The 15,551-nt window shown below is 58.4% G+C and carries 18 protein-coding genes; 13 read left to right on the top strand and 5 right to left on the bottom strand.

Annotation, left to right across the window (positions count from 1 at the left end; genetic code table 11):
* Nucleotides 1-94: 94 nt before the first annotated feature.
* On the top strand, nt 95-1,087 hold the full coding sequence (locus NKI32_RS19120) for a YihY/virulence factor BrkB family protein (RefSeq protein ID WP_023752157.1): 993 nt from the start codon (nt 95-97) through the stop codon (nt 1,085-1,087).
* 73 nt (nt 1,088-1,160) lie between these two features.
* On the top strand, nt 1,161-1,457 hold the full coding sequence (locus NKI32_RS19125; RefSeq protein WP_023752158.1) for a hypothetical protein: 297 nt from the start codon (nt 1,161-1,163) through the stop codon (nt 1,455-1,457).
* Nucleotides 1,458-1,547: 90 nt separating this feature from the next.
* On the opposite strand, the gene NKI32_RS19130 is transcribed toward NKI32_RS19125, so the two are convergent.
* Entirely contained in the window at nt 1,548-2,948 is a 1,401-nt protein-coding gene (locus NKI32_RS19130) for a phospholipase D family protein (RefSeq protein WP_353003167.1), read from the bottom strand.
* 422 nt (nt 2,949-3,370) lie between these two features.
* On the opposite strand from NKI32_RS19130, the gene NKI32_RS19135 reads away from it, so the two are divergent.
* The 5 genes from NKI32_RS19135 to NKI32_RS19155 all read left to right on the top strand — a co-directional run bounded on the left by NKI32_RS19135 (nt 3,371) and on the right by NKI32_RS19155 (nt 6,163).
* Complete coding sequence (locus tag NKI32_RS19135; RefSeq protein WP_023681150.1) at nt 3,371-3,898, top strand: YciE/YciF ferroxidase family protein; 528 nt, start codon at nt 3,371-3,373, stop codon at nt 3,896-3,898.
* A 215-nt stretch (nt 3,899-4,113) separates the two neighbouring features.
* A complete protein-coding gene (locus NKI32_RS19140; protein WP_245259911.1) occupies nt 4,114-4,326 on the top strand; it encodes a hypothetical protein in 213 nt (70 codons plus the stop codon).
* A gap of 68 nt (nt 4,327-4,394) precedes the next feature.
* Entirely contained in the window at nt 4,395-5,171 is a 777-nt protein-coding gene (xth, locus tag NKI32_RS19145) for an exodeoxyribonuclease III (RefSeq protein ID WP_352597031.1), read from the top strand.
* A complete protein-coding gene (locus NKI32_RS19150; RefSeq protein ID WP_023714643.1) occupies nt 5,168-5,851 on the top strand; it encodes a hypothetical protein in 684 nt (227 codons plus the stop codon). Before xth ends, NKI32_RS19150 begins: the two co-directional genes overlap by 4 nt.
* Before the next feature lie 15 nt (nt 5,852-5,866).
* Nucleotides 5,867-6,163, top strand: a complete 297-nt coding sequence (locus tag NKI32_RS19155; protein ID WP_023687830.1) for a SemiSWEET family sugar transporter — start codon at nt 5,867-5,869, stop codon at nt 6,161-6,163.
* Nucleotide 6,164: 1 nt separating this feature from the next.
* Here NKI32_RS19155 and NKI32_RS19160 read toward each other — a convergent pair whose 3' ends face one another.
* Both NKI32_RS19160 and NKI32_RS19165 read right to left on the bottom strand, forming a co-directional pair.
* Entirely contained in the window at nt 6,165-6,764 is a 600-nt protein-coding gene (locus tag NKI32_RS19160) for a cupin (RefSeq protein WP_023687829.1), read from the bottom strand.
* A 40-nt stretch (nt 6,765-6,804) separates the two neighbouring features.
* On the bottom strand, nt 6,805-7,314 hold the full coding sequence (locus NKI32_RS19165) for a pyridoxamine 5'-phosphate oxidase family protein (protein WP_023700023.1): 510 nt from the start codon (nt 7,312-7,314) through the stop codon (nt 6,805-6,807).
* 140 nt (nt 7,315-7,454) lie between these two features.
* Here NKI32_RS19165 and NKI32_RS19170 point away from each other — a divergent pair, with 140 nt between their 5' ends.
* Complete coding sequence (locus NKI32_RS19170; RefSeq protein ID WP_155922451.1) at nt 7,455-7,631, top strand: hypothetical protein; 177 nt, start codon at nt 7,455-7,457, stop codon at nt 7,629-7,631.
* Between the two features lie 183 nt (nt 7,632-7,814).
* Here the strand turns inward: NKI32_RS19170 and NKI32_RS19175 are convergent, their stop codons facing one another.
* Nucleotides 7,815-8,732 carry a glycoside hydrolase family protein gene (locus tag NKI32_RS19175; RefSeq protein ID WP_353003170.1) on the bottom strand — a complete coding sequence of 306 codons (918 nt, stop codon included), beginning with the start codon at nt 8,730-8,732 and terminating at the stop codon, nt 7,815-7,817.
* A gap of 353 nt (nt 8,733-9,085) precedes the next feature.
* Between NKI32_RS19175 and NKI32_RS19180 the strand changes: the two genes are divergently transcribed.
* Genes NKI32_RS19180 through NKI32_RS19190 form a run of 3 tightly spaced genes read left to right on the top strand, consistent with a single transcriptional unit; the run spans nt 9,086 to nt 11,972 of the window.
* The gene (locus tag NKI32_RS19180) at nt 9,086-10,258 is read left to right on the top strand and encodes a glycosyltransferase family protein (RefSeq protein ID WP_031244114.1); all 1,173 of its coding nucleotides are present in this window, start codon (nt 9,086-9,088) and stop codon (nt 10,256-10,258) included.
* 2 nt (nt 10,259-10,260) lie between these two features.
* Entirely contained in the window at nt 10,261-11,403 is a 1,143-nt protein-coding gene (gene glf / locus NKI32_RS19185; RefSeq protein WP_023668033.1) for a UDP-galactopyranose mutase, read from the top strand.
* A 47-nt stretch (nt 11,404-11,450) separates the two neighbouring features.
* On the top strand, nt 11,451-11,972 hold the full coding sequence (locus NKI32_RS19190) for a ferritin-like domain-containing protein (protein WP_023687824.1): 522 nt from the start codon (nt 11,451-11,453) through the stop codon (nt 11,970-11,972).
* Between the two features lie 69 nt (nt 11,973-12,041).
* On the opposite strand, the gene NKI32_RS19195 is transcribed toward NKI32_RS19190, so the two are convergent.
* Complete coding sequence (locus NKI32_RS19195) at nt 12,042-13,199, bottom strand: hypothetical protein (RefSeq protein ID WP_023691420.1); 1,158 nt, start codon at nt 13,197-13,199, stop codon at nt 12,042-12,044.
* Nucleotides 13,200-13,498: 299 nt separating this feature from the next.
* Between NKI32_RS19195 and NKI32_RS19200 the strand changes: the two genes are divergently transcribed.
* Nucleotides 13,499-14,389 (top strand): MBL fold metallo-hydrolase, encoded by an 891-nt coding sequence (locus NKI32_RS19200; RefSeq protein WP_023668030.1) that lies wholly within the window; start codon nt 13,499-13,501, stop codon nt 14,387-14,389.
* Nucleotides 14,390-14,583: 194 nt separating this feature from the next.
* On the top strand, nt 14,584-15,549 hold the full coding sequence (cyoA, locus tag NKI32_RS19205) for a ubiquinol oxidase subunit II (protein ID WP_198024395.1): 966 nt from the start codon (nt 14,584-14,586) through the stop codon (nt 15,547-15,549).
* The last annotated feature ends 2 nt before the right edge of the window (nt 15,550-15,551 follow it).

Below are 15,551 nucleotides of genomic sequence, written 5' to 3' on the forward strand. Positions count from 1 at the left end.
CGTGTCTCGGCAATCGCGCCTCGCGCACTGGCGGCAGGTCTCGCTTTCGTTGCCGACAGCACTAGGTTGCTCGTTGAGGTAAAAGGAATTCCCCATGCGGGTGGCACGCGAAGCCTGGGTTCTTGGCAAGGAGAGCATCCTCGGATTCATCAACGACAATGCCCTCAGCCACGGTGCGGCGATGGCGTTCTATGCCGTTACGTCCCTGGCCCCGATCTTGTTGATCGTTGTTGCGATTGCTGGACTTGTCTTTGGGCATGAAGCAGCTCAACTCGCTCTGTCGGCCGAAATCGCAGGCGTGATGGGATCGCAAACCGGCGACCTTCTGCGCAGCACCATCGAAAGCGCTTCTCACAGAACCGCCGGCACTCTTGCCACCTTGGTGGGCATCGTCACCCTCTTCGTGACAGCCTCCGGGGTGTTTGGCGAAATGCAGCTTTCGCTCAACACAATCTGGAAGATTGACCCACCACCCATGTCTGTGTCGCGATTGGTGCGGGCGCGGGCGGCCAGCCTGGGTCTGGTTGCAGCGTTGGGATTTCTACTGCTTGTGTCGTTGGCGGCAAGCGCCGCCATTTCCGCGCTTGGCGCTGTCATCAACGCCCATCTGCCGTTCGGCACGATCATTCTCGCGTCGATAAACGGCGTTGTATCCTTCGTGCTGATTTCCGCTCTGTTTGCCGCGATCTTCAAGATCCTGCCGGACCGGTCGCTCGCTTGGCGCGATGTCGCAATTGGCGCGGCAGTGACCGCTTTGCTCTTCACCATCGGCAAGTCGCTGATTGGCTGGTATATCGGAACCAGCGCGATCGCATCCTCCTATGGCGCGGCGGGTGCACTGCTGGTCGTGCTGCTTTGGGTTTACTATTCGTCTGAGATCTTCCTGCTCGGCGCCGAGTTCACGCGGGCCTATTCCGTCCGTCTCGGCAGTCGGTCCGACCTTCAACCGATAGTGGAGGCAGAGAGCCCGTCGCGACAGACATCGAACCCTGGGCCAACTATCCAACGCGAGGTGCAAGCCTGGATTGTGATCACGGGTTTGCTGACCTTCGTGGCGACACGGGTCTGGCCATCGCGGCGATCTTAGCTGCTTCCCACCAATTCTGTTTCTTTGGAACGCAACCCGGACACCGGAATTGCATAGGAACAGGAGGTTGCCCATGCCAAAATTTCGCTTTGAGACGACAGTATCCGGCCAGACTACTGCTTTCCAGGAAGAGCTAGCGAGTGCGGAGATGGCCAGTCCAAGAGCAATAGAGATGGCGCGCGTAGCGGTGGCGGCGGAACCTGGGTCAGGAACCAAGCAATCGGGATCGACTATCAAGGTCTACGATGAAGCCGGATATCTGGTCGCCACAGTCAATTTTTCCGACGTGTTGCCGAGTGATCCGGACGCCGGACAGCATGGGACTGGCGACGCGGTTGTCGAAGAACCGGGTGTGATGCGGTCTGGCTGACCCGTGGTAGATCAGGGTTTCACGTTTCGCTCACGCGATCCCCGGCAGGCAATTTGCTGAGATCGCGAGGTCCTCGGCCATCGTCGGATGCTAGAGCTGAGATTCGATCGGGAGGTGACGGACGAAGACCGCCAGGATACGGCGAAAAAATCCGGCTTCTGGTTCATGCGTATAGTCCTGAATCTTGCCTTCGCCGCATCCATGCCAATGCAGGACATTGTGTTTCAGTTCGAGCCGATAGCTTGTTTCCGGAGATATTTCCGATTGGAATCGATGCCGCAACTCGGCGACCAATTTCGGATCCTCAAACAGCACGCCCATTTCCGAGTTCAAGGACACTGACCGTGGATCGAAATTGAAGGAACCGACGAAGCCGATATTGTCGTCGACGGTGAAAGCTTTCGTATGCAGACTGGCGCCCTTCGAGCCAAACACCGAGATTGCCGAGCGCCGGTTGAACGGCTGAAGCTCGAAAATATTGACGCCATTCCTCAGCAGCCGCTTGCGATAATTTGCGTAAGCGCCATGGACTGCGGCGACGTCCGTGGCGGCCAGGGAATTGGTCAGAACCGAAACGTCAACACCGGCGCCGACAAGGTCCAGCAAGATCGCTGTGCCCCTTTTGCCGGGGATGAAATAGGGCGACACAATTTCCAGACACCCGCGCGTGGATTGGATGATCGGACGCAGCTCTTTCATAAGCCAGCTGCGACGTCTCCAACCACGAACCTTCTCCGGCGGATCGGAAATGACCCGCACGCCATCCACCCAATGAACGTCGTTGCTGGCCGCAATAAACTCCGTGATCGAGCCCCGGTTGCCGATGCCGTTCAAGAATTTGGGATCGGGGCCGGTATCGTTTCCTTCAAGCCATTTGGCATGCTCATGCTCAGCCACTGATCCCAAGGTTTTGATTGGCTTGGCTTCATTGCAAGCCCAGAAGGCATCGAATATCGCCGCGGTTTGCCGTACCGCAGGCCCCAGGAGCAGCAGATCGAGGTCCCGGAAATTGGTTTCTGCCGCATCGAAATAGGCATCGCCAACATTCCGACCGCCGACAATGGCAAATTTGTCGTCAACGATCCAAGCCTTGTTGTGCATCCGTCGTGTCAATGCAAAGAGCCGCAACAGCACTTCCACACCACGCATGATCCGGCCGCGCCTGATACCGCTCGGATTGAACAACTTCAATTCGATGTTTGGATGGTTGTTCAGCGCCAGATATGCCGCATCATTTTTACGCGGATTGACGTCGTCAAGGAGCATGCGCACCCGAACACCGCGCTCAGCAGCTCGAAAAACCTCGCGAAGCAGCAAGCGGCCGGTGTGGTCATCATGCCAAAGGTAATACATCAGGTCGAGGCTGCGCTCAGCGCTCCTTGCCGCCAGCACGCGCACGGCGAAAGCGTCATAATTGTCCGAGACAAGCAGCAAGCCGCTCTTGCCGGCCTTGATGTTGTGGTCTGCGGTTCGCGAAACCGATACGTCCATGAAAATTGCCACCTTTGGACGGCGCTCGCGCCATCCCGCTCAAATCATAGCTAGAACCATTCTGAGGTATTCTGGTTGCATACGCAGCGTCCAATCACCCAATTCCTGGATGCAAGCGGGGCCCAGCAATCAAGCGGCTGCAGAGCGGTCAGGAGGCTTGAGAGGCGTTGCCCCGACTGCTCTGCTGCCGCCGCGGAACTTGCTTCTCCTGTAGTCCCAGCCCCTCACACCGTGAACTGTTGGCGAGAGCCCGATGGCGTGCGCCCCGCCGCGGCTCTTCGACGAGAATGACGTGGTCGTTGTTCTCACTGAAGCGCACGACCCTTTAAATTTAGATATCTCCATTATGCCGGAACCGGGTTCGGGTTTCCGAGTTAAGAAAATGCTCGCGACGGGCAATTTTCAACAGAGGAGACGGCAAAATGCCCACTGCCAAGAAAGCCAATGGCAACAACAAGGACCTGGAGGACCTTTTCCTCGATGGCCTCAAAGACATCTACTATGCCGAGAAGAAAATTCTGAAAGCCTTGCCGAAGATGGCCAAAGGCGCATCCGAAGAGCAAGTTTCGGCAGCATTCGAGAAGCACCTCGCTGAAACCGAGGGGCAGGTCGAACGTCTGGAGGAGGTCTTCGAGATTCTCGGCGCTGCCGCGCGCGGCAAAACCTGCCCGGCGATCGACGGCATCCTGGAGGAAGGATCTGAAATCCTTCAGGAGTACAAGGGTTCGACTTCGCTCGATGCAGGGCTCGTCGGTGCCGCGCAAGCCGTGGAGCACTACGAGATCGCCAGGTATGGAACCCTGATCGCCTGGGCTACGACGCTCGGCAAGGACGACGTGGTTGCGCTCCTCAATGCGACACTTGAAGAGGAGAAGGCCACCGACGAGGCGTTGACTGCCCTCGGTGAAGCCGGCGTCAACGAACGAGCGGCAGAACGGAAAGCGGCTTGATTGATCGCCTACCCAACCGCCTCGGCGACCCATGTGCCGAGGCGGTCCCGGGAGATGAAGGACATGATCACGCATATCTACAAAGGACTGGAATGTTTCCTGCTTGAGTGTTCGGCCGCGCTGGTCAGGCGCCGCGCGCTTGGCGGTTCGCGCAGCGGTCCTCGGCAGCTGCGAGAACAGCGCAGAGATGAGTTCAGGGCCCGCAAAGCCGCCGAATGAGCGCCAAGATGGAGAGTCGGATGGGCTTCTTTGGAAAATATTTCTCAGGACTGTTGAGCAAGAAATCGACTGACGGCAAGGGGAGCGGCGATATGCGGAAAGCTACCGGCGCGGGTCCGGCAATTGCCGCGCATTCCAAAGATGCAAAGACATCCGCTGCTTCCGGTCAAAGCACCAATGCTTCGAGCAAAAATGCAGATGGACGATGACAAAAGGCAAGATTTGGCTACCGACTCTAGGTCGCATCGAAGCGGCGCAAAGACGTTAAATCGTCGAGATGACCCGCATCGCAACCTTCAACGTCAATGGCGTCAACGGCCGACTGCCAGTGCTTCTCAAGTGGCTTGGCGAAACCGGCTATGACATCGTCTGCCTTCAAGAACTGAAGACCTCTGACGAAAAATTTCCCGTCGATGCGATTAGAAACGCCGGCTATGGCGCAATCTGGCACGGACAGAAGTCCTACAATGGCGTGGCAATCCTCGCTCGCGGGATTGAGCCGCTGGAACGTCGTCGAGGTCTGCCGGGCGATCCCGACGATTCGCACAGCCGCTACATCGAGGCAGATGTGAATGGGCTTGTTGTCGGCTGCCTGTATTTGCCCAATGGCAATCCAGCGCCGGGGCCGAAGTTCGACTACAAACTTCGCTGGTTCCGACGTTTGATCACCTATGGCCAGGTGCTGCTCGGCGATAGCTCACCGACCATCCTGTGCGGCGACTATAACGTCGTTCCAGGCCCGATCGACGCGGCGGTGCCGGGGCGCTGGGTTGGCGATGCCGTTTACTTCCCCGAGAGCCGGAGCGCGTACGCCGAAATGCTTGCTCAGGGCTGGATCGATGCGGTTCGTCGCATTCATCCAGAAAAGGGAATTTACACCTATTGGAACTTCTCCTACCGCGGCGGGTACGATCGGAGTTCCGGGCTCCGGATGGATCATCTCTTGCTGAGTTCATCCCTATTGGATCGCCTGAAGAATGCCGGAGTAGATGCCGAAACGCGTGCATGGGACAAGCCGAGCGATCATGCGCCAGCCTGGATAGAACTTGATTGAGCTTCCTCGGCAAGGAGCCTGAAGACCTGGTGGCGCTCCTTCGTGATTACATTTGGCCGCGCATGTCTATCGTCAACAATGAGGACTGCCGGCGCCAAGCGATCAAGGACGCAATGATGACAACCACTCAAAAGGAAGCTGAACTGATTGCGCGCCTTGCACGCCAGCATGGCGTCACTGATGGCGCTGTCATGGCTGTCCTTGAGGCGTTGCGGCGTGGTGGTGGAACCATGGCCCAGTTCAGCCACGTCGACTTCGGAGGAATGTCACAATGGTCCTCCGGCATGACGATGGTCGGCGACATGTTCGATGACAGCCTCAAGGCGAAGCTCAACACTATCGCGGCGGAGCTCTCGGCCTACCTGCGCGATCATCCCGCCAAGCCACAACGCGACGACACGAGCTATCGTTCTGCAGCTATGGCCCACGCCGGCTCATGGTGGCCTGAGGAGTTTGGGAGCCCGTCTGCCGCTGGTTCTCAAAACAATATGCGCTACGCAGCGTTTCCTGAGCAAAGCCGCCTGGTCATGGACGATCATGGAAAGATGGAGATTTATGACACAGGCGACCATCGCATATCCGGTGTTTCGCAGAGCCAGAGCACGGACTCCACCCTGACCTTTGTCAGCCAGCACGGCGTGGTCCGCGTATCTGATCTCAAGCGCGTATCTGCGACGTAGGTCAGGGCCGCTTCCATGCAGACAGTCACGCTCATCGGCTATCTCGCGACCGTCTGCTCGATGAGCAGTTTCACCCCGCAAGCCTGGAAAATCATCAGGACACGAGAGACAAGCGGCATCTCCGCACCGATGTATGCCATCACTGTGTTGGGCTTCGCCTTGTGGCTGGCCTTCGGCATCATGAAGGCAGAGTGGCCGATCATAATCACGAATGGCGTCTGTCTCCTGCTGTCAGCGTTCATTCTCACAATGACAGTCCTGCCGCAGGCTGAGAAAGATGCGGTTGCCAAGGCTTTCGACCCCGACGACTAGATTAGCGCTTCCAACTTTTCAGCAGCGGACCTTGGCTCCCATATGCAGGATCCTTGCGCGGACGCCCCACCCTGGGGATCGTTGCGAGCGCACCGCTATGCTGATCCTTGCTCCTACATTCGTCATAAGTCCCAAACGGAGGATACGCGCCGACAACCAAAAAATCATCGGATGCCAAGAGGCATTGGTGCCCGGTGCCTGCCGGGAGGACCGCGACGTCACCGGCCTTCAGCGACAGCGTTCGTCCTTTCTTGCCGCCAAACCGGACTTCAGCGTTTCCGCGCGCAATGCCCAGAACCTCGTGTATTTGCGAATGATAGTGAACATAATCATAGATGCCGTTTCGCCAGCTATCGCCCCATCCGTTTGCCTCGAAAAGCACCTCCATGACGGCTGCTGGATCAAGTCCTTCGGGCAATTCGACGGCGCCTCGATAAACGACGAGCGGCCATGCTGGATGATTGGGTACAAGTCCATCATCCTTGAACCAGAACTCATTCGACTTTCGCTGCCTCACAAATCCGGCGACAGCTTGCTTGCGCGGTCTTGCGAAACCGGTGACGTTCTCGATCACTTTCTTGCTGGTTTCCAAAATGCTCATCGACGCTGCCTCTAAAGCAGAGGTTAGTTTAGCCGCTCGCTCAGAGCTCGACCTTTGCGTTGTCGCCCACATTCGGCTTGGCGCCGGTAACGGCCGCAAACACCATCGTTGCGGTAGCCATGATTAGCCCCGGGCTGTCCCACAATTCGCCTTCGTCGGGTTTGACCGTTATCAGACGAATCTCGGGATCATCGGCATTATCCCACCAGGCTGCGTCAGTTTTCTCCCAGAGTTCGGTGATCTTTTCCCTATCATTTGTCACTGTGGCCGGGCCTGACATCGTGACGTATTTGTAGTGGCTGTTGTCACTCCAGGCCAATGTGACCTTTGGATAGGTCGACAGTTGCTCGCTCTTGGCGCTGTCGTCATTGACGAGGAAGTATATGGCGTTTTCTTCACGGACCACACGCGCAGATAGCGGACGGGCTCGATTGTACTCGCCGTCCCAGGTCACAAACATGCAGACGTCGATGTCCTCGGCGAGTTCCCAGATGCGGTCTGTTGCCTCGGCGGGCGTGAGGTCCGTCTGCTGCTCTCGGCGGTTAGCCATAAGCGTCCTCCTGCGGGTGAATATCCTCGCTTACAACTCACGTCCCGCCACGACGTTCCAACTCACTGGGTCCTTCGGCTTGCTAAAGCGGTGGAACTTTCGAAATTGCCGGAAGTTTGGATGGCAAACGCGAGGCCATGATGGCGGACAAGACGCTTCGAACATCAAGACGGACACCCGAGCAGGACGCTAAGGGTCAGTCGGAAAAGGACCACAAGGGCGGCGGAAACGATGGCGTCGCCAGCGCCGATCCGCGGGTGATCTCCGGCAAAAAAGACGGCGACGCGACATTCCCTGTCAAGGGACCGAAGAAATAGCTATGAGCCCATTAGTCGGGCATCTGGCGGTGTCATCGATGCGCGGAGACAATTGACGAACGGGCTGACATCATTTCGCGATGACACTTTGCTACCGTCACCGACGCGGATCACCTTCAACCCTCCGGAGTTCCATGGCCGCATGACGCGCATCCGCCTCAAGGCGCTAATGGCAGCCTGGAATCACGCGACCTTTGAAAAGAGAGCGACGTCGCATCTGGCCAAACCATAGCGCCATCGGTGATCGGTTGTGGCAACCCGGCTCTGGTAGAACAGTGAAAGCTGACTGCCATCGATCATCACTGTCGAGTGGCCGTTCTCGCCCGGTTGACCTGGCTCCAACACCGGGCCGATCGAAACGTAAGGGCCGCTGACCTCGTCGGCGATGGCAAAAAACACCCGTTGCCGGTTTCCCCGAAGGCCATTCGGAAGAAAGCAAGTGGCGTTGAGAAGCACCCGGCCGTCCGGCAGCTCGATCAGTTGCGCGCCCTCAATGCCCCATTCGTAGTCGGGATCATCTCTGGTGTTATGGTGGGGAACATCGTTGTGGTCGAGGATTTTGCCGATCCGCTTCCACGGACCGAACCACGAGTCGGACTGGCTACGTGCCAGATAGACGTCGGGCTGAGGCACCCTGGTGAATTTTGGCATAGCCGAATAAACCAGGTAGCGCCCACCGCCAATGACTGCTGGATGCGGATCGTAAATGCCGTCCTCTTCCGTGTCCGGGATGGCCAGAATGGCCGGACTGAGGACTACCCAATGGAACCCGTCGTTGGAAACCGCATGCTCGCAACGGCCACCCGACTTCATGAATTCTGTCTGGATGAACATGTGGAAGACGCCGCACTCGTGGGTCACACCGGGAGCCGCAACACCAGTACCGTTGATTGGAAGTTCGATCGGCTCATGCTCGGCCCACGGCCCATAAAGATCGGGCGCCGTGGCATGCAAGATTCTCCACGTCTCGGTGGTGACCGTGCCGCTTGACCCGAAGACGTGCCAGACACGGCCATCGAAGACAGGACACGGGTCCTTGAGATCATCCACGCTTTGCGGATGAAACAGTGGAAAAACGTTGGTTTCAAAGTTGATGTTCATGTCAGCCCCGGAATTCGCCTCGGCAGTCGGAGACGCGCAGAGATACAGGCGAATCATTGATGTTAGGCACATTCTATAGCCAACGAGTTCAACGCAAATACGGCAATGCCGCTGTCCACCAGCATTCCTCGCTGAACCACGCTTTCAGTGGCGGCCGGGTTCCGACAGCCGCCCTCGCCTCCGCACCCAGATCCCGCTTCGTGCGTGGACCAAGCGGGCGACCGGGCCTTCTTCATTTCAGTTGGAACAACTCACCTGATCGAAAGTTAGGAGCTGGAACTAAGTAGTTCTCTCCATTCGCGATTAACAAATGTTAATCGTAACATAAATAGTGTCACAGAGGGAGTATGTCAATGGAAGCGGCCTTTGGCGGGGTAACCGGCAGTCAATATGTTCGTCGCGAAAATATACTGGTTTGCTTCTCCCACTTACGATGGAATTTTGTTCACCAGCGTCCGCAGCATCTCCTCACTCTCGCATCCGCTCAGCAGAGAGTGGTCTACTTTGAAGAACCCGTTTTCGAAGAATTGCCGCAGCCGCTGATGCGGACGAGCGTGGGATCGGAAAACATTCTGATTGTCACACCAGTGCTGCCGCTTGGCACGTCGGCCGCGAAAGCAGATGCCGTCCAGCGGAGATTTGTGCAGCAGACCATCGCTTCTATGCCGCATAGCCGGCTGATCGCCTGGTACTACACCCCAATGGCTCTTCGCTTTACGGAATTCCTCGACCCAGACATATGCGTCTATGACTGCATGGACGAACTCTCTGCGTTCAGGAATGCGCCCCCCGAGCTGGGCCAGATGGAAAAGGAGCTTCTGCGTCGCGCGGATCTGGTTTTCACCGGTGGTCTAAGCTTGTTCGAGACCAAGCGTCACCTCCATCCCGCCATCTTTCCATTTCCGAGCAGCATCGATGTGAGGCACTTTCACACCGCAAGACGGCCAGGAAGGGACCCAGCCGACCAGGCGGGCATTCCTTCCCCGAGGGTTGGATATTTCGGCGTCATCGACGAGCGGCTGGACGTCGATCTCGTGGCGCTAGCGGCAAAGACAATGCCGGACGTGCATTTCGTCATGCTCGGTCCGGTTGTCAAGATCGACCCTGCAAGCCTGCCGCAAGCCGAAAACCTTCATTGGCTTGGCCCGAAAGCCTACTGCGATCTGCCCGACTATCTGCGCCATTGGGACGCCGGATGGATGCCGTTTGCCCTCAACGAGGCGACGCGTTTCATCAGCCCGACCAAGACGCCGGAATTTCTCGCGGCGGGTCTGCCGGTGATCTCGACGGCAATCGTCGACGTGGTGCGCAGTTACGGTGCTGCCGGGCTGGTGGAAATCGCCGACTGTGACGATCTGGAAATCAAGCTGCGCTCCGTCCTTTCGCGACCGCGTCAGATGCTCCTGCAGCAAGTCGATGCCTATCTTGCGGACATGTCCTGGGAACGGACATGGAATGCCATGGCAGCTCACATTGAGCGCGCCTACCAACGCAAGAAGGTCGTGCCCCTTCGCAGGAGTGCATAGCCATGTTCGATTGGCTGATCGTCGGCGCGGGTTTCGCCGGCAGTGTGCTTGCCGAACGGATAGCGTCGCAGCGTCAGGAAAGCGTTTTGCTGATCGATCGCCGCAGCCATGTGGGAGGCAACGCCTATGACTGCTACAATGAAGCCGGCATCCTCATCCATCGCTACGGCCCGCACATCTTCCACACCAACAGCCAAACGATCGTGGACCACCTTTCGCAGTTCACGCAATGGCGGCCGTACGAGCACAGGGTGTTGGCGGCCGTGGACGGGCAACTGGTTCCCATCCCGATCAATCTCGACACCATCAACCGGCTTTACGGGCTAGACCTGACCTCGGCACAGCTGGAGGATTTCTTCGCGTCGCGACGCGAAACGGTGGAGGATGTCCGAACGGCTGAGGACGTCGTCGTCAGCACCGTGGGGCGCGAGCTCTATGAAAAATTCTTCCGCGGCTACACAAGAAAGCAATGGGGCGTCGATCCCAGTCAGCTGAGCAAATCCGTGACGGCACGAGTGCCGACCAGGACCAACCGTGACGACCGCTATTTCAGCGACAGCTTCCAGAAAATGCCGGCCGGCGGGTACACGCGGATGTTCGAACGCATGCTCGATCATCCGAACATCAAGATCATGCTGCAGACCGACTTCCGTGAAATTCGTGAGAAGATACCGTTCAGGCGCATGGTTTATACCGGCCCGATCGATGAATATTTCGGCTGGCAGCTCGGGCACCTTCCGTATCGTTCGCTTCGTTTCGAGCACGTTACACTGGATTGCGAGCAATTTCAGCCGGTTGCCGTGGTCAATTATCCCCAGACGGAAGATTACACGCGCATTACCGAGTACAAACATCTGACCGGCCAGCAGAGTTCGCGGACCAGCCTGACCTACGAATACCCCACGGACATCGGGGACCCGTACTATCCCGTGCCCCGGCCCGAAAACGAAGTGCTCTACAAGCGCTATGAAGCGCTCGCGGCAAGCTGCCCAGACGTCTGGTTTGTCGGTCGGCTTGCAACTTACCGCTATTACAACATGGACCAGGTAGTCGGACAGGCTCTGGCCACTTTCTCGCGCATCCAAAAAAGCCTCCCGGCCTGGGCGCGCACGGACGAGCCGTTGTTGGCAGAGCCGAGAAGATAGTTTCTTTCAAGACGGAAGATCGGGCGGGTATCAGAAGGAGAAACTCGATGGATACAAACTTCAACTCGGAAAGCCGTGAGATATTTATCGTCGGCTTGCGCAACGCGCACGCCATGGAAAATCAAGCGCTGTCGATCATGAAGCCTCAGGTCGAGCGTATAGAGAACTATCCGGAGGTGGCCGATCGCTTGCGCCGGCACATTCAGGAAACCGAAGGCCAGATCACGAGACTCGAGTCCGTCCTGGAGGGCCTTGGCGAGGAGCACTCCACCCTCAAGGACACCGCCTTGTCGATGGTTGGCAGCGTGGCCGCCATTGGACATTCGATGGCCGGCGACGAGATCATCAAGAACAGCCTGGCGAATTTCGCATTCGAGAACTACGAGATTGCTGCCTACAATTCGCTGCTGGTACTGGCCGACGCTGGGGGCTTCCAGGATGCTGAAAGGGCCCTCAAGCAGAACCTGAACGAAGAGGAAGCCATGGCCAACTGGCTCAAGGAAAATCTGAGCGACGTTACCATGCGGTATGCCAGGCTGCGCGAGGCCGGGGCGACTGCAAAAAGCTGATGCACCGCACCGGCGCGGGCGGCGTTTCGAAACAGACGCTCGCCCGCCCCTCCCTCGTTTGAGGCCTCTTCAAGGCGTCGTGTCCGCCACGAGAAGAGCTTGCTGACGGGCCAGTTCATCTGCTGTGGGTTTGCGCAGGTGTCGCCTGCCGTCAGCCTGGATGACGGAAAACAAACCGACCTCGGCATGTCGCGAATTGTCCCAGCCCGGGTAGGCCGTTATCGGGTACAGGCAAATACCCTCGATCGGCGCTCCGAGACTGATTGCGGAACGCACCTCGTCGCAGACATAATGGAGCCAAGCCGGCCCGCCGGATCCCTCGGAGCCGGTCTCCGCAATGAACATCGGCTTGCCGTATCGATGAGCAACTTCTAGCAACATTTCCGACAGGGCGCGGTACTCGTGGTGTCCCATCGGAATCGTCGGCCCGTTTACGTACCATTGATTGTGCGGGTAAAAATTCAAGCCCACGACATCGACAACATCTTCGCTCCCGCCCAACTCAGGTTCGACGCGGCCCAGCAACATGTCGTAAGCTTCGAACTGTCCCTGTCGGGCGTTTTCGGCCCGGCGCCGTTCGCTGCGGGTCCGGTCACGAGGGGCGATATGGATAAGCGGCTCGGCCCAGACAAATCTGCAGGCGGGATCGATCTCCCGCATTGCACGAACACCCGCGATGGCGGCCTTGACGAGGTGCCGCTTGAACCATCCACGTTTGTTCGGCCCCACGCGCGGGAAATAGCCGACCTCGACAGCCCATGCGAAAAACGAGATTTCGTTGATGGGGCACAACAGAGGCGATGTTCCGGTGATCGAACGGTGTACCTTGACGGCTTCTGCCGCGAACGAGGCATAGGCGTCGATGAAATGCAGCGAGCCCTGATCGACATGGTCCGGAGATCCGTAGTGAAAGATGTCCCAGATTACCTGAACACCTGCCGATCGGGCTGCCTCGACCATTGGCGCCCAACTTGACCAGTCATAGGTTCCGGGAGCGGTTTCGATCAAATGCCAACGCAGGCCGTCGCGGATGGTGCGAAGGCCGAGTTCGGCGCAGCCGCGGTAGTCGCCCAGGGCATGCAAATTATGCGAGGTCGCACGAATAAGATCGAGGCGAACGCCGTCCTTGCGCCGGTGCGAGGAGCATTCAAAGCCTGCCATGAAAAAACTGGCGAAGCGCGAAGCTTCCGGAACCGAGGCCTCCGTCTGGCGTCCCACTTCGCTCATTTTTCGAAGTCTCCTTTGGGCAATCGGCTTCGAACTCGGCCGCCTTGTCCGGACCGGGAACCGCGTTGGCGAAATACCGAATTCAGTCGGGCGCGCCCCATGTTCGTTGCTCAGTCCAGCTCGTCCTTGCGTGGCCGGGTAGTGCCGAACCCATTGGTAGAGCCTTTGTTCCGGTGGTGAACTGTCCGGGCGCCGCGTGCAAATGAGGAACAAGGAGGCCCGTCCCAAGTTCGGGGCGATGTACAGCCGCCGTCATCCACTCGAGCGGCTGCTCGGCAACAACAGAGGCATGGGATCACATGACCGTTCAGATTCGACTTTCCGAGATCGACCACGCCAGGCGCGAGGATCGTGGCGACGGCGCTTGGAGCATCGCACCGGACCTGGGTTACTTGCGGCTAGCAATCGTCAATGTCGTGTTCTTCGGCGCACCGGGCAGCGGAGATCGGAACTGGGTGCTGATCGATACCGGGTTGCCGACGTCTCGCAGCAGCATTCTAGCGGTCGCGGAAAAGCGGTTCGGCGTCAACGCACGGCCGGCTGCAATCATCCTGACCCATGGCCATTTCGACCATGTGGGAACGGTTCTAGAACTCGCAAATGGCTGGGACGTGCCTGTCTTCGCCCATCCACTCGAGCACCCCTATTTGGACGGAACCACATCCTATCCGCCACCGGATCCCTGGGTTGGGGGTGGACTGATGGCGCTGCTTTCACCGCTTTTTCCACGCGGGCCAATCGATCTTGGCAGCCGTTTGCAACCCTTGCCCGCCGATGGATCGATCCCCGGAATGCCCGGATGGCAATGGCTGCACACACCCGGACATGCCCCTGGGCATATCTCGCTCTGGCGCGAGCAAGACCGCTCGCTCATCGTAGGAGACGCTTTCATCACCACCGGTCAGGAGTCGGTCTATGAAGTCGCCATTCAGGATCTCGAGATGCACGGTCCGCCGCGCTATTTCACGCCAGACTGGGATGCAGCGGAAAGGTCCGTGAAGCATCTGGCTGCCTTGGGCCCCCAGATGGTCATCAGTGGACACGGTGCGGCTGCTGCGGGAGTGGGCATGCGTCAGGCTCTCGATAATCTGGCTGAGCGATTCAGGGTATTCGCCGTCCCGCCGAAATTGAAATTCGTGCGAGAGCCAGCGTCGCCGATAGCTAGGCCAATCGAGCCGCCATCGTTCTGAATGGCCAGATTGGGCCAAGGCGGGACCATCGGACAGAGTAACTCGGTCCAGCGGAACAAACCCGGCCGGCGACAGTTGGGGCACTCGCTCAGGTGGCGACACCCTGCGAAGTGCCGCGAGGTTCCGCGCCATGGGGAGGCTCAGATGGAAACCCGACGAACGCATGCCTCTAGCCCGCGTTCCCGCAAAGAGAGATTGCAGAGCCGGTGTTGTTGCCATCCAGCCCTAAGTTGACACGCCAACTGCTCTGGATCGTCGGAGGCGCATTCTTGCCCGGTTGCGCGGGGGGAGTGCTCGATCCCCAAGGACCAATTGGTGTCGGCAATCGCACGATCCTTTTGAACTCGCTGGCGGTGATGCTGGTGATCGTTGTTCCCACGCTTGTTGCACTTCTGGCATTCGCCTGGAAGTTCCGCGCCTCGAACAGCAACGCCCGCTATAACCCGGAGTTCACCTATTCGGGACGCGTGGAGTTGATCGTCTGGTCGATCCCGACGCTCACCATCCTGTTCATTGGCGGTCTGATCTACTACGGATCGTATCAGCTCGATCCGCGCAAACCGATCCCTTCTAGCCAGCCGCCGCTCGACATTCAGGTGGTGGCGCTCGACTGGAAATGGCTGTTCCTCTATCCCGAGCAGGGCGTGGGCGCTGTCAATCAACTGGTTATTCCCGCCGGTGTTCCAGTGCGTTTCAAGTTGACCTCGGCCAGCGTGATGAACACGTTCTTCGTGCCCCAGCTTGGCAGCATGGTCTACGTCATGAACGGCATGCAGACCGAATTGCATCTGCAGGCCGACCGCGAGGGCAGCTTTTTCGGCCAGTCGGCGCACTTCAGCGGCGACGGCTTCTCGGATATGAATTTCAGTGTGAGCGCGGTTTCAGCCGATGCCTTCACCCGCTGGGCGTCATCGCTGCGTGGCGGGGGCGGCGTGCTCAACGCCAACGCCTATCGCGAACTCGCCCGGCAAAGCACAAATGTGGCGCCGGCTTCCTTCGGTCATGTCCAGCCTGGGCTGTTCGAAGCGGTCGTTCAGCAGACGCTCCCACCGGGTCCGGGGCCTGCTGAGAGCGCAGCCAGCGGCGAGCCACAGGTGAGCCCAAGGGCATTACCCGCGGCGGCGGCAACGATGACCCATCATCCACAAGGCGCAGAATGACG

This window comes from Mesorhizobium sp. M0761, from assembly GCF_040320205.1.
Taxonomy (GTDB): Bacteria; Pseudomonadota; Alphaproteobacteria; order Rhizobiales; family Rhizobiaceae; genus Mesorhizobium.

Bases quoted from the DNA above. Each gene is read 5' to 3' on its own strand.
- NKI32_RS19120 (WP_023752157.1), top strand. From the start codon at position 95: ATGCGGGTGGCACGCGAAGCCTGGGTTCTTGGCAAGGAGAGCATCCTC.
- NKI32_RS19125 (WP_023752158.1), top strand. From the start codon at position 1,161: ATGCCAAAATTTCGCTTTGAGACGACAGTATCCGGCCAGACTACTGCT.
- NKI32_RS19130 (WP_353003167.1), bottom strand. From the start codon at position 2,948: ATGGACGTATCGGTTTCGCGAACCGCAGACCACAACATCAAGGCCGGC.
- NKI32_RS19135 (WP_023681150.1), top strand. From the start codon at position 3,371: ATGCCCACTGCCAAGAAAGCCAATGGCAACAACAAGGACCTGGAGGAC.
- NKI32_RS19140 (WP_245259911.1), top strand. From the start codon at position 4,114: ATGAGCGCCAAGATGGAGAGTCGGATGGGCTTCTTTGGAAAATATTTC.
- xth (WP_352597031.1), top strand. From the start codon at position 4,395: ATGACCCGCATCGCAACCTTCAACGTCAATGGCGTCAACGGCCGACTG.
- NKI32_RS19155 (WP_023687830.1), top strand. From the start codon at position 5,867: ATGCAGACAGTCACGCTCATCGGCTATCTCGCGACCGTCTGCTCGATG.
- NKI32_RS19160 (WP_023687829.1), bottom strand. From the start codon at position 6,764: ATGAGCATTTTGGAAACCAGCAAGAAAGTGATCGAGAACGTCACCGGT.
- NKI32_RS19165 (WP_023700023.1), bottom strand. From the start codon at position 7,314: ATGGCTAACCGCCGAGAGCAGCAGACGGACCTCACGCCCGCCGAGGCA.
- NKI32_RS19170 (WP_155922451.1), top strand. From the start codon at position 7,455: ATGGCGGACAAGACGCTTCGAACATCAAGACGGACACCCGAGCAGGAC.
- NKI32_RS19175 (WP_353003170.1), bottom strand. From the start codon at position 8,732: ATGAACATCAACTTTGAAACCAACGTTTTTCCACTGTTTCATCCGCAA.
- NKI32_RS19180 (WP_031244114.1), top strand. From the start codon at position 9,086: ATGGAAGCGGCCTTTGGCGGGGTAACCGGCAGTCAATATGTTCGTCGC.
- glf (WP_023668033.1), top strand. From the start codon at position 10,261: ATGTTCGATTGGCTGATCGTCGGCGCGGGTTTCGCCGGCAGTGTGCTT.
- NKI32_RS19190 (WP_023687824.1), top strand. From the start codon at position 11,451: ATGGATACAAACTTCAACTCGGAAAGCCGTGAGATATTTATCGTCGGC.
- NKI32_RS19195 (WP_023691420.1), bottom strand. From the start codon at position 13,199: ATGAGCGAAGTGGGACGCCAGACGGAGGCCTCGGTTCCGGAAGCTTCG.
- NKI32_RS19200 (WP_023668030.1), top strand. From the start codon at position 13,499: ATGACCGTTCAGATTCGACTTTCCGAGATCGACCACGCCAGGCGCGAG.